The sequence below is a fragment of the Providencia rettgeri genome (genome assembly GCF_023205015.1).
In the GTDB taxonomy this organism is placed as follows: Bacteria; Pseudomonadota; Gammaproteobacteria; order Enterobacterales; family Enterobacteriaceae; genus Providencia; species Providencia rettgeri_E.
In genome coordinates this window covers 1,464,016-1,477,005 of record NZ_CP096258.1, presented here as the reverse complement: position 1 = coordinate 1,477,005, position 12,990 = coordinate 1,464,016, and the positions used below count along the sequence as shown (strand labels likewise).

Below are 12,990 nucleotides of genomic sequence, written 5' to 3'. Positions count from 1 at the left end.
ATAAACATGGCAAAAGAACAAACAGACCGAACTACGCTAGATTTGTTCGCTGAGGAACGAAGGCCTGGGCGACCTAAAACAAGCCCGCTATCACGGGATGAACAATTAAGGATCAACAAACGCAACCAACTGAAACGAGATAAAGTGAAAGGATTGCGCAGAGTTGAATTGAAACTGAACGAAGAAGCTGTCGCGGTATTGAATCAGTTAGCTGAAGATAAAAATATAAGCCGTAGTGAATTGATCGAAGAAATTTTAATGTCACAACTTGAGCATGTTGATACATCAATACTCAAATAGCGTTATCTTGGTAAATCACACAAATTTGACAGACTTAGCAACATTTTTTCGCCAAAATAAGGCGTAATATTCTATCTATTTTCGTTCTAAATGGGCTCTAGAAGGCGAGTTATCACCTCTAGCTCTCTTAGAAAAACAAGAGGTTAATCACTTTATGGCAGTCATAGGCATTTTCTTCGGAAGTGACACAGGTAACACAGAAAATATTGCCAAAATGATCCAAGAAAGATTAGGCAAAGATGTAGCAGAAGTTCACGATATCGCAAAATGTAGCAAAGAAGATATTGAAGCTTTTGACATTCTACTTCTCGGTATTCCAACTTGGTATTATGGTGAAGCCCAATGTGATTGGGATGATTTCTTCCCTACTCTCGAAGAAATTGATTTCGAAGGTAAACTTGTCGCCTTATTTGGTTGCGGAGACCAAGAAGACTACGCTGAATATTTCTGTGATGCAATGGGTACGATCCGCGATATTATCGAACCTCGTGGTGCAGTTATTGTTGGTCATTGGCCAACTGAAGGTTATCACTTTGAAGTATCCAAAGGCATGGCAGATGACAACCACTTTATTGGTTTAGCGATTGATGAAGATCGTCAACCTGAGCTAACTGATGAACGTGTTGATGCATGGGTAAAACAAATCTCTGAAGAAATGTCTTTAGCTGAAATTTTAGGCTAATAGGTCATGTAAAGAACCCTTACCCATAGGTTACGCCACTGTTTTGCACAAAATGAATCATCTAAGCCAGTGGCATAATCTAAAATAACCGATAAGGTATCCTAATAGGATAGGTTCTCACGAGATTATCAAAATAATGAGACAATGCATGGTTTCTATTTTTATTTTCCATGCCTATAATTGTAAATCAGTTTAGAAGACAACTGTATTGATGTTAAAAATGTCTCATTATTGTTAAATTTATGATTTAAGATACAGGACAAAACCCGCATGACAGACAACAATAAAGCATTGAAAAATGCTGGACTCAAAGTCACTCTTCCAAGATTAAAAATTTTGGAAGTACTTCAAGAGCCTGAGTGCCACCACGTCAGTGCGGAAGATCTCTATAAAAAGCTGATCGATATGGGTGAAGAGATCGGGTTAGCAACCGTATACCGCGTATTGAACCAATTTGATGATGCCGGTATCGTTACCCGTCACAACTTCGAGGGTGGTAAATCTGTATTCGAATTAACCCAGCAACATCACCATGACCATTTAATCTGTTTAGATTGTGGAAAAGTGATTGAGTTTACTGACGAATCCATTGAAACCCGCCAAAAAAATATCGCTGCTCGCCATGGCATTAAACTATCTAACCATAGTTTATATCTATATGGTCATTGCGCAGATGGCGATTGCCGTGACAATGCTGACGCACACGAAGCCAAAGAGTAACAGTATTCAACCATCGTTGATGAAACGTAATGGTTAAAAATGCCAAAACCCTGATAAAACAATTTTATCGGGGTTTTTTATTTTAAGTATTGATACTCTTACACTCTATTAGTGATAATTCCTAGTGAATAACCTAAACATAACTATTTACCACTAGATCTCGCCGATAATACGAATTTTATTAAAAACCTTAATAGTTGCAATTCAAATCAAAATCTTTATATTATTTCACGGATAATTATAATTTGTTATCTAGAATTATGCTTTACCAATCAATGTGGTATATAAATAACATCATAGATGATTTCTATCATTTCATACTATTTAAAATTATTTAATTACCTTACTATAATTTTAACTCTAAATTAGAGAGTTAGTGATTCAAATGTAGTCATAAAGTTAACGTACAATTTAAATGTGTAATTGTATTTATTGGCTAAACTTATTGAGTACTTTAGCAATTTGTAAGAGATTAACTGATGAAAAAAACATATCTTTTTCTCAATACAAGTTTTTTCTTCTGGTTTCTTACTTTAATAGGGTGGTTCTTTAGTTATTTAACTAGCGCCTTATTTTCGTTTGCATTATCAATACTGTTCTTGATCGTACACTTCAATCAAAAAAAGGTAAGTAAAATGTTCACCAAAAGACAAAACAAGCCCGCGCCTACAGCGACTCCCCCTTCGGTAAGTCATGAGCCTGAAGTGACTGTAAAGATAGAAGAACAAGTCACACTATCAACCCCAACGATTAGTGAAGAAAAAACGAATACAATTATCTCTAGGGACGTTGTTTTTGAAGGAAATATAACCTCTAATGAGCAAGTGCATATCTATGGAAAAGTCATTGGGAATATAACCGGAAAAGATAATACGGTTAAAGTCATGTTAAACGGCCAAGTGACAGGAAATATCACCTGCAAAGAACTGGTGGTAAATGGGCGTATTGAAGGTGAATGCCACTCTGATACTATCAGTATTGAAAATAATGGAGAAATCCACGGTACTATCCATTACAGCAGTTTATCGATTAAAAAAGGTGGGATTTTATCTGGTCAAGCACAAGTTAAAAATCCAGCTCATCATTCAGAAAAAGTTACCGTATTAAAAGATAAACTAAAACAAGACGCTTTGATACTCAATGAAAGTGTAAATAATGCATCTTTATAATCACAATAAAAATAAGGTGAAAATACTCACCTTATTTTTAAGCTTTAATATAGGCATTTATCCTTACGCTAATATCCCATTCATTATTAAAAATATAAGGTAATACCTTTTAATGACTGCCATGGTTTCCCCTATAGCAGTCATTGTGACTAAAATATTTTATACTTTAAAATACAGTAAATGGCATCATCACCATAAACTTAATATCTTTTTCATCTTGGAAGATATTTCCGTAACCACCGCCATAGCTCGGAATATCTGTATGATTATCATACTTGGTAAAATGCAGCTTAAATAGTGTATCTTTTGCTCTACCTGACTGCACGGTATATAAAATATCAAAGTTCCATGCACTTTCTTTTAAGCGTACATCTTGAGCATATTGGCTATTCGTACTTGGTTTAGCGTCCCATCCATAAATATATGAGGTTCCAACCTTCCATCCAGCTAAATCCCAATTTTTTAAATCATACATAACACCCGCCATAACGGCTTTTTCATTATTAGCATTCCAGTCTGAACGGCCATCCCACCAGATATCCATGCGGCCATTTGATGTTGCCCAACCAGGGGTCATACGCTGTAGGAAATAACCTTGATTACCTTTAGCTTTTACATAGGTTCCCTCAACTTTAAAATCAAACTCATCGTAAGTGTAACCTAATGTCATCGCTTGCAACCAAGCTAAGCCGTCATAAACATCGTTAACTCCGCCGTCTGAAACCTTGTCTTTTGCTCCATAAAATTGATAAGACATACGTAAATCACGACCTACAACAGGAGCCGCATAAGAAACTTTGGCAAAATATTGATCCATATAACTTTTAGCTTGCCCATATGCACCTTCAAGAACTAGATTGTTTTTAAAGTCATATTTAAAGCCAATTGAGTATAAATAGCTGATCCCAGTTTTACCATCCGCTTCACGAAAGTCATACATACTACGGTACCAAGGCGCTTTATAGCGGTCGGTCCACATATAGGACATGCTCAGCTCGCCATTTTGCTCAAAATCAAACACCCCACCTACCTCTAACCCGCGGTATGTCCCAGGCATGTAGCTCCAGTGGGAAGCTAATAGAGTTTGTCCCGTTGGTTGAATATAGCCTCCTCTCCCCCAGAAAGGGCCATATTTTAGTTTTGCAGCGGCCTTATAGAAAGTCACACCACTGCGATCCCCGGTCCATTTTTCATCCCAACGTGATTTTGCATCACTAAATCCGATTTCATTTGGCGCAGCAGGCCCACTATTTGATAACTCAATGGCAGTAAAACCGGCTAAATCAAGCCCGATGATGTCTTGGAAATAACCGGATGAAAAATCGAGACTCGCATTAAATGTTGAGTGCTTAAGATTATCTGCATATTTTTTATATTTATCGCTATTTGGGTCTAAATCTTTACGTGAACGATCTCGCTGCCAGTAATAAAGACCACCAGTAAGTTTTGAATCCTCAAGAAATTGTTCTGCATGCATGATAGGCTGATAACCGATAGGAAGCATCGCAATCGCAATTTTTAAGACGAGCAATTTCCTGCCAGTATTGACATTTTTATTAACCATTCTTGTATTCCTCTAATATTTTTTAATTTTATTTTTCGGCCGAAATACGATTTAACTTTCCATTTAAATCTAAATATTCACAATGAGTTATGCCTCTTGCGATGTATTTAGCCTATTTTTTGCAACGCGAATTATCAACACAGATACAGGCTTTGTTGCCAAAATATGATCAACGGCACATTAATTTTAATTAACTGCCATTATCACCGGTGATGACCTTACTAAAAATGAAATTTAATATATTGATAAATATGAAAAATAATGAAGAGAAACCCATTAGGTGGGGCTTAAGATAAAATCAGTAAATTAACCCTTTGGACCTTAATTTTTGCTATTTGATAAGAATTCTCTAATTTCTATCACCACATTGACCTAATTGTCTTAAAAAAAATCAGATATTGAGTGAAATGATTAGGATAAATGTTGTTATGCTGAAAAATAACATACATATATATAAAATTTACCAATAAATAATAAAATAAAATTAACAGCATTAATAAGAAAAGCCTCGTATTGGTATTTGATATTATAAACTCTCCTTTTCAACATAAAGAGTTCATCTATGAAAATAGACTTAACAGGTAAACGTGCATTAGTCAGCGCATCAACAGCTGGAATTGGCTATGCTATCGCTAAAGGTCTCGCTAATTGTGGCGCAGAAGTTTTGATTAATGGCCGCAATGAAGGGCGCGTTAATGATGCAGTTTCTCGCTTGAAAAAAGAGTTACCAAACGCCAAGGTATTTCCAGCTATCGCGGATGTCAGTGATGCAAAAAGCGTTGATAAGCTACTCAGCGAAATTAATGAAATTGATATTTTGGTTAATAATGCGGGTATTTATGGGCCAGAAGATTTCTATACAATGGATGATGCTAACTGGGATAATTACTGGCAAACAAATGTGATGTCCTCGGTGCGTTTATCCAGAGCCTTACTTCCTGCAATGGTAAAAAAAGGCTGGGGCCGTGTGGTATTTATCTCATCGGAATCGGCACGCAATATCCCTGCGGATATGATCCACTATGGTGTGACTAAAACGGCTATGCTCTCCCTTTCTCGAGGGCTAGCAAAATATGTCGCCGGTAGTGGTGTTACCGTAAATAGTGTCTTACCGGGGCCAACACTGTCTGATGGTTTTGCCAATATGATGGAAGATGAAGCTGCGAGAACGGGGAAATCGCTTGAAACCCTCTCAAAAGAGTTTGTGATGGCTCACCGCCCAAGCTCAGTGATCCAACGCGCAGCGACTGTCGAAGAAGTTGCTAATATGGTGGTTTATACCTGCTCTGAGCAAGCGTCAGCCACTTCCGGTGCGGCCTTACGTGTTGATGGTGGAGTTATCGATGATATTGTGTAATTCGTGGATTCAATAATATTACATTAATGTCACAGCAAAATTAACGGGGTACAGGCTACTGCACCCCGCTGTATTAAATTAACACTTATTTTAATAATTAGTATTTCTCAAATAATGCCTGAATTTGCTGAGGATCCTTAGTCTGGGTTAATGCTAATTGTAGCAACACACGCGCTTTTTGCGGGTTTAACCTTTCTGAAGCAACAAATCCATATAAGTTATCATCCACTTCGGCATTTCTTGTTGTATAACCTGTTGGCACACGGCTTGAACGAACGACAACTACATCTTCTTTTGCGGCTTTTGCTAAAGCGTCAAATACCGCTTTATACATATTACCGTTACCCACACCTGCGCTTACAATTCCTTCAACCCCTTCTTCTCTCAAGGCTTTCACAGGAGCGGCTGAAGCATTAGCATAATTGTAAACAATACCTACTGCAGGAAGCTTTTCGAGCTTACTGACATCGAATGCTGCTCTATCACCACGTGGTTGCGGTGCTTGGAAATAGGTAACTTTACCATCATGAATAAAGCCTTCTGCCCCACCATTAACGGCATCAAATGCCTGTACTTCAGTGGTGCTCATTTTCATCACATTACGGCCTTGCACAACTTTATCGTTCATTGCCATCAAAACACCACGCTCTGCGGCAGACTTATCTGTCGCTAAAACCACCGCGTTATATAAGTTCAGAGGGCCGTCCGCTCCCAAAGCCGTTGAAGGGCGCATTGCACCAACCAAAACAATCGGCTTTTTACATTGCGTAGTTAAATCAAGAAAAAATGCTGTTTCTTCTAAAGTATCAGTACCATGAGTGATTACAAAACCATCTGTTTTATCGCAATCTTGGTTAATTTTTTTAGCCAGTGTCAGCCAGACTTGGTCATTCATGTCTTGTGAACCAATATTCACCAATTGCTCACCGCTTAAATTGGCAATTTTTTTGGTTTCAGGCACCGCATTGATTAAGGCATCAATCCCGACTTTACCCGCTTGATAACTTGAGGAAGTCGCTGAATCCCCCCCACCTGCTATCGTTCCTCCTGTCGCCAATACCGTAATATTGGGTTGAGCGATAGCAGATGCGGCAAACAATGCAACGAGTGTCGCTAAAAGCGCTTTATTTCTGTTTTTCATCCTATTTTCCTTCAATAAATAAACTTCAGTTATTATGTGGATTTATGCTGAATTTTATGTGACCTATATAATTATTTTAGGATAAATAATGAATCTTAAGATGATTTATCTATGAATGAATAAAAAGCGTGAGGCTTACTGCAAAAATCCGTATCATAGCCCGCTTGAAACACTCTATTCACAAGTGACTGACAATATGAGCCAAACATTTATTCCCGGCAAAGATGCCGCTCTTGAAGATTCCATCGATGCATTTCAAACCAAATTAAAGAAATTAGGGTTTGATATTGAAGAAGCCTCCTGGTTAAACCCCGTACCCAACGTTTGGTCTGTACATATCCGCGATAAAGCGTGCCCACTGTGCTTTACTAATGGTAAAGGGGCGAGCAAAAAAGCCGCATTAGCCTCAGCGCTTGGTGAGTATTTTGAGCGTTTATCAACGAATTACTTCTTTGCGGACTTTTACCTTGGTAAATCTATCGCTGAAGGGGATTTTGTTCATTATCCTAATGAAAAATGGTTCCCATTAACCGAAGATGATAGTTTACCTGAAGGGTTATTAGACAATCGTTTGATTAAGTTTTATGACCCCGACAACGCCTTAGCCGCTAGCCAATTAATTGACTTACAATCCGGCAATGAAGAACGTGGTATCTGCGCCCTGCCATTTACCCGCCAATCAGACAACCAAACCGTGTATATTCCAATGAATATTGTCGGTAATTTGTATGTCTCTAACGGTATGTCTGCGGGAAATACAGCCAATGAAGCTCGTGTACAAGGTCTTTCCGAAGTCTTTGAACGTTTTGTGAAAAATAAAATCATCGCTGAAAGTATTAGCCTGCCAGCTATCCCAGAAGATGTTATGGCGCGCTACCCTGCAGTCGTTGAAGCGGTTGAAACCTTAGAGAAAGAAGGTTTTCCAATTTTCTGTTATGACGCATCACTAGGCGGTCAATACCCTGTAATTTGTGTGGTGTTGTTCAATCCACAGAACGGGACGTGCTTTGCCTCATTTGGTGCTCATCCTGACTTTGGTGTGGCCCTTGAGCGTACTGTCACAGAATTGCTGCAAGGCCGTGGCTTAAAAGACCTCGATGTGTTTAATGCACCAACCTTTGATGACGAAGAAGTAGCAGAGCACACGAATCTTGAAACTCACTTTATTGACTCAAGCGGTTTAATTAGCTGGGATCTGTTTAAAGATAATGCCGATTATGCCTTTGCAGATTGGAGTTTTAAAGGCACAACTCAAGAAGAATTTGCAACACTTATCAGTATTTTCAATACATTAGATGCTGAAGTCTATATTGCAGATTATAACCATTTGGGTGTCTACGCTTGCCGTATTTTAGTCCCAGGTATGTCTGATATTTACCCAGTAGAAGACTTACATATTGCCAATAATGCGATGGGCGCTTATTTACGTGACACCATTATCAACCTACCTGATAGCCAATGGGAAAAACAAGATTATCTTGCCCTTATCGAGCAATTAGATGATGACGGCTTAGATGATTTTACCCGTGTTCGTGAATTACTTGGTCTGGCTGTAGGTAAAGACAATGGGTGGAGTAACCTACGTATTGGCGAACTAAAATCCATGTTAGCACTGGCTGGTGGTGACCTCGAGCAAGCACTTGCTTGGGTTGAATGGACACAAGATTTCAATAGCTCGGTATTTACTGCTGAGCGTGCGAATTATTATCGTTGCCTGCAAACCCTATTGTTGTTATCCCAAGAAGAAGAGCGTGATCCTGCGCAATACTACAACGCCTTTGTACGGATGTATGGGCAAGAAGCAGTAGATGCGGCATCAGCCGCTATCGCTGGGGAATCATGCTTCTATGGCTTGTGGTCTATTGACGAAGAACTTAAAGCACTTCCTGCGCATCAAGCCTTACTGGCCGCTTATGAAAAGCTGCAAAAAGCAAAGCGTGATAATGCATAATGTGAATTAAATCGTTGACGGGGAACTTGCCCCGTCAACATTTTTGCATTTTATTGGTTTATATTAATTATAAATCCAATGAACGTTTCCATAATTTCCATAATAAGAAATCAAACTGTTCTAGCCTATCCGCTTGGGCCTGATAGTCACCACTTGCCGTTTCAATCACCCGTTCAAATAACCCTTTACTTATTGTCGGTAATGGAACCCCATCAATAATTGGTCCGCAATCATAATCAATTATGTCTGACAAACGTGTTGCAATTGCGCTATTGGTCGATATTTTTAAAACTGGTACAATTGGATTCTCGGTGTAAGTTCCATCAAAAAAACTGATTGTTTAATTAAGATATATCGCTTTAGTTCATAGTTTTATTTATATGAATCTTTTATTATTTGCATAATTGTTAGATAAATATTGCAAAAATACGATTTGGCTAAGAAATATATATCGGGATCCCCCCTAATTAAATAGGGCATTATGCAAACATAAGTTAAATTAACTGCCAAAAGGATCATATTCATCTTAAATAGTTAACATTTACGCGTATATTTTTACTTATTTTAATGTTCAAAACTGACTTTATAAAAATTTTCAATAAATTTTAAAAAATATTTTTATCATTAATTTCATTGAGTTACGCTTAATTTTAACATTGCATTAACCATTTTCACCTCTCTCTCTAGCGAGTTCATGATCCACATCAAATTTCCCATTTATCCCCTTTGTTACTATTATTGCGTGCTATAATTAATCAACTTTGTAAGAGAGTGTTGGTATGAAAGCTGACAACCCTTTTAATTTATTGCCACCTGCTGTAATGGCGCAAGTCGCAGATGATGCCTCTTTTTATAAGGCAAATAAACATCCTGCAATTACTTACTTGTCAGCATTCACTGCCGGTATTTTTATCTCTATTGCGTTTGTATTCTATATCACAGCAACAACTGGGGCAGCTGAAGCGCCTTATGGTTTCACTAAACTTATTGGCGGGATCTGTTTCTCCTTAGGTCTGATGTTAGTGGTTGTATGTGGCGCAGACCTTTTCACTTCCACCGTACTCACTATCGTCTCAAAAGCCACAGGTAGAATTACTTGGGGGCAAATGTTCCGCAACTGGTTTAATGTCTATATTGGTAACTTAATTGGTGCGCTATTTTTTGTTGCGCTGATTTGGTTTGCAGGGCAATACACCGCAGCCAATGGCCAATGGGGGTTAAATGTATTACAAACCACCAGCCATAAATTACACCATACCTTTATTGAAGCGGTTACATTAGGAATTTTAGCAAACTTAATGGTTTGCCTTGCGGTTTGGATGAGTTACTCAGGTCGTAGCTTAACGGATAAACTGGTCGTTTTAGTTTTACCTGTCGCGATGTTTGTGGCGAGCGGCTTTGAACATAGTATCGCAAACATGTTCATGATCCCATTAGGCATTATGATTAAAGAGTTTGCACCCGCTGAATATTGGTCTCAAATCAATATGTCTCCTGACCAATTTTCACACCTAACAGTCGGTAACTTTATTACTGATAACTTAATTCCAGTTACTATCGGAAATATTATTGGCGGCGCGATTTTAGTCGGCCTCATTTATTGGTTTATGCATTTACGTAGTGGCCAAAAACATTAATAGCCACTGACACACACGAAAAGATTTATTAAGATCCCTAAAAGATCCATTGTTAAAAGGTAAAAGTATCATGTCCGAGTTAAATGAAAAATTCGCTTTAGCATGGCAAGGTTTTAACCAAGGTGACTGGCAGAATAACGTCAACGTACGTGACTTCATCCAGAAAAACTATACTCCATATGAAGGTGATGAATCTTTCTTAGCAGGCTCTACTCCAGCAACTGACACGTTGTGGGATAAAGTCATGGAAGGGATCAAAATCGAGAACCGCACCCATGCGCCTGTTGATTTTGACACAGATGTCGCTTCAACCATCACTTCCCATGATGCAGGTTACATTACTAAAGAATTAGAAAAAATTGTTGGTTTACAAACTGACGCACCTCTGAAACGTGGTCTTATCCCGTTCGGTGGTATCAAAATGGTTGAAGGCTCATGCAAAGCATACGACCGTACTTTAGATCCAACAATCAAAAAAATCTTCACTGAATACCGTAAAACTCACAACCAAGGTGTTTTCGACGTTTATACGCCAGACATCTTAAAATGCCGTAAATCAGGTATCTTAACAGGTCTGCCTGATGCATATGGTCGTGGTCGTATCATCGGTGACTACCGTCGTGTTGCACTGTACGGTATTGATTACCTGATGAAAGACAAATTTAACCAATTCACCTCTTTGCAAGAAAGATTAGAAAAAGGTGAAGACCTGCAAATGACTATCCAACTGCGCGAAGAAATTGCTGAACAGCACCGTGCATTGGGTCAAATGAAAGAAATGGCTGCAAAATACGGTTACGATATTTCTGCACCAGCAACAAATGCACAAGAAGCAGTACAGTGGACTTACTTCGGCTACTTAGCCGCAGTTAAATCACAAAACGGTGCTGCAATGTCATTTGGTCGTGTTTCTACCTTCTTAGACGTGTATATCCAACGTGACTTAGAAGCAGGTAAAATCACCGAACAACAAGCGCAAGAGTTAATTGACCACTTGGTCATGAAACTGCGTATGGTACGTTTCTTACGTACACCTGAATACGATGAGCTGTTCTCTGGTGACCCAATCTGGGCAACTGAATCATTAGCAGGTATGGGCCTTGATGGTCGTACTCTGGTAACGAAAAGCACATTCCGTTTCCTGAACACACTGTATACCATGGGCCCATCTCCTGAGCCAAACATGACTATCCTGTGGTCAGAAAAACTGCCAATGAATTTCAAAAAATTCGCGGCAAAAGTGTCTATCGATACCTCATCAGTTCAGTATGAAAACGATGACTTGATGCGTCCAGACTTCGATAACGATGATTATGCAATCGCATGTTGCGTTAGCCCAATGATTGTTGGTAAACAAATGCAGTTCTTCGGTGCTCGCGCAAACTTAGCGAAAACCATGCTGTATACCATCAACGGTGGTGTTGATGAAAAACTGAAAATGCAAGTAGGTCCTAAACATGCGCCAATCATGGACGAAGTCTTAGATTTCGATACTGTGATGAACCAAATGGACCACTTCATGGATTGGTTAGCAACTCAGTACGTCACTGCACTGAACTGCATCCACTTTATGCATGATAAATACAGCTATGAAGCTTCTCTGATGGCACTGCATGACCGTGATGTTTATCGCACCATGGCTTGTGGTATTGCGGGTCTATCTGTTGCTGCTGACTCACTGTCTGCAATCAAATATGCGAAAGTTAAACCAATTCGTGATGAAGACGGTATCGCTATCGACTTCGAAATCGAAGGTGAATATCCACAATTTGGTAACAACGATTCACGTGTAGATGATATCGCGTGTGACTTAGTTGAACGTTTCATGAAGAAAATCCAGAAACTGCCTACTTACCGTAACGCGGTACCAACTCAGTCAATCCTGACCATCACATCTAACGTTGTGTATGGTAAGAAAACAGGTAATACACCAGATGGTCGTCGTGCAGGTGCGCCATTCGGACCAGGTGCAAACCCAATGCACGGTCGTGACCAAAAAGGTGCAGTAGCTTCACTGACTTCGGTTGCTAAACTGCCGTTTGCTTACGCGAAAGATGGTATTTCTTATACTTTCTCTATCGTACCAAATGCGTTAGGTAAAGATGATGATGTTCGTAAAACTAACTTAGCAGGTCTGATGGATGGTTACTTCCACCACGAAGCGTCTATCGAAGGCGGCCAGCACCTGAACGTTAACGTTATGAACCGTGAAATGCTGCTAGATGCAATGGAAAACCCAGAAAAATACCCACAATTGACTATCCGTGTATCGGGTTATGCTGTACGTTTCAACTCACTAACTAAAGAACAACAGCAAGACGTTATTACTCGTACTTTCACAAGTTCAATGTAATAATAATTAGCTCATTAAAATAAAGTAAATTAAAGACCCCGCTTTACGGGGTCTTTTTATCTATACCAGCAACGATATTTTTGCTCTACAGTTTGCGGTATGACGGATATTTTGGA

10 protein-coding genes and 1 pseudogene are annotated in these 12,990 nt (G+C 39.1%); 8 read left to right on the top strand and 3 right to left on the bottom strand.

The window, feature by feature from the left end:
* Nucleotides 1-6 precede the first annotated feature (6 nt).
* The 4 genes from ybfE to M0M83_RS06465 all read left to right on the top strand — a co-directional run bounded on the left by ybfE (nt 7) and on the right by M0M83_RS06465 (nt 2,871).
* Nucleotides 7-300, top strand: coding sequence for a LexA regulated protein (ybfE, locus tag M0M83_RS06480; protein WP_102138471.1), 294 nt, complete (start codon nt 7-9; stop codon nt 298-300).
* A 154-nt stretch (nt 301-454) separates the two neighbouring features.
* Nucleotides 455-982 (top strand): flavodoxin FldA, encoded by a 528-nt coding sequence (gene fldA, locus M0M83_RS06475; RefSeq protein ID WP_004256261.1) that lies wholly within the window; start codon nt 455-457, stop codon nt 980-982.
* A gap of 270 nt (nt 983-1,252) precedes the next feature.
* Nucleotides 1,253-1,702, top strand: coding sequence for a ferric iron uptake transcriptional regulator (gene fur / locus M0M83_RS06470; RefSeq protein WP_004256285.1), 450 nt, complete (start codon nt 1,253-1,255; stop codon nt 1,700-1,702).
* 635 nt (nt 1,703-2,337) lie between these two features.
* Nucleotides 2,338-2,871, top strand: coding sequence for a bactofilin family protein (locus M0M83_RS06465; RefSeq protein WP_248467887.1), 534 nt, complete (start codon nt 2,338-2,340; stop codon nt 2,869-2,871).
* A gap of 166 nt (nt 2,872-3,037) precedes the next feature.
* Here M0M83_RS06465 and chiP read toward each other — a convergent pair whose 3' ends face one another.
* Nucleotides 3,038-4,435, bottom strand: a complete 1,398-nt coding sequence (gene chiP / locus M0M83_RS06460) for a chitoporin ChiP (protein WP_125892486.1) — start codon at nt 4,433-4,435, stop codon at nt 3,038-3,040.
* Nucleotides 4,436-4,997: 562 nt separating this feature from the next.
* On the opposite strand from chiP, the gene M0M83_RS06455 reads away from it, so the two are divergent.
* Nucleotides 4,998-5,792, top strand: coding sequence for an SDR family NAD(P)-dependent oxidoreductase (locus tag M0M83_RS06455; protein WP_125892484.1), 795 nt, complete (start codon nt 4,998-5,000; stop codon nt 5,790-5,792).
* Nucleotides 5,793-5,889: 97 nt separating this feature from the next.
* Here the strand turns inward: M0M83_RS06455 and ansB are convergent, their stop codons facing one another.
* The gene (gene ansB, locus M0M83_RS06450) at nt 5,890-6,933 is read right to left on the bottom strand and encodes an L-asparaginase 2 (RefSeq protein ID WP_248467886.1); all 1,044 of its coding nucleotides are present in this window, start codon (nt 6,931-6,933) and stop codon (nt 5,890-5,892) included.
* Nucleotides 6,934-7,129: 196 nt separating this feature from the next.
* Between ansB and ycaO the strand changes: the two genes are divergently transcribed.
* A complete protein-coding gene (gene ycaO / locus M0M83_RS06445; protein ID WP_125892740.1) occupies nt 7,130-8,884 on the top strand; it encodes a 30S ribosomal protein S12 methylthiotransferase accessory factor YcaO in 1,755 nt (584 codons plus the stop codon).
* 67 nt (nt 8,885-8,951) lie between these two features.
* Here the strand turns inward: ycaO and M0M83_RS06440 are convergent.
* Nucleotides 8,952-9,206: pseudogene (locus M0M83_RS06440) on the bottom strand (altronate dehydratase); the annotation flags it as partial.
* A 457-nt stretch (nt 9,207-9,663) separates the two neighbouring features.
* On the opposite strand from M0M83_RS06440, the gene focA reads away from it, so the two are divergent.
* Both focA and pflB read left to right on the top strand, forming a co-directional pair.
* Nucleotides 9,664-10,521 (top strand): formate transporter FocA, encoded by an 858-nt coding sequence (gene focA, locus M0M83_RS06435; RefSeq protein ID WP_004256299.1) that lies wholly within the window; start codon nt 9,664-9,666, stop codon nt 10,519-10,521.
* Between the two features lie 70 nt (nt 10,522-10,591).
* Entirely contained in the window at nt 10,592-12,874 is a 2,283-nt protein-coding gene (pflB, locus tag M0M83_RS06430) for a formate C-acetyltransferase (protein ID WP_213914553.1), read from the top strand.
* The last annotated feature ends 116 nt before the right edge of the window (nt 12,875-12,990 follow it).

What these genes read in the sequence shown, in the direction of transcription:
- ybfE (WP_102138471.1), top strand. Translation starts at nt 7, where the DNA reads ATGGCAAAAGAACAAACAGACCGAACTACGCTAGATTTGTTCGCTGAG.
- fldA (WP_004256261.1), top strand. Translation starts at nt 455, where the DNA reads ATGGCAGTCATAGGCATTTTCTTCGGAAGTGACACAGGTAACACAGAA.
- fur (WP_004256285.1), top strand. Translation starts at nt 1,253, where the DNA reads ATGACAGACAACAATAAAGCATTGAAAAATGCTGGACTCAAAGTCACT.
- M0M83_RS06465 (WP_248467887.1), top strand. Translation starts at nt 2,338, where the DNA reads ATGTTCACCAAAAGACAAAACAAGCCCGCGCCTACAGCGACTCCCCCT.
- chiP (WP_125892486.1), bottom strand. Translation starts at nt 4,435, where the DNA reads ATGGTTAATAAAAATGTCAATACTGGCAGGAAATTGCTCGTCTTAAAA.
- M0M83_RS06455 (WP_125892484.1), top strand. Translation starts at nt 4,998, where the DNA reads ATGAAAATAGACTTAACAGGTAAACGTGCATTAGTCAGCGCATCAACA.
- ansB (WP_248467886.1), bottom strand. Translation starts at nt 6,933, where the DNA reads ATGAAAAACAGAAATAAAGCGCTTTTAGCGACACTCGTTGCATTGTTT.
- ycaO (WP_125892740.1), top strand. Translation starts at nt 7,130, where the DNA reads ATGAGCCAAACATTTATTCCCGGCAAAGATGCCGCTCTTGAAGATTCC.
- focA (WP_004256299.1), top strand. Translation starts at nt 9,664, where the DNA reads ATGAAAGCTGACAACCCTTTTAATTTATTGCCACCTGCTGTAATGGCG.
- pflB (WP_213914553.1), top strand. Translation starts at nt 10,592, where the DNA reads ATGTCCGAGTTAAATGAAAAATTCGCTTTAGCATGGCAAGGTTTTAAC.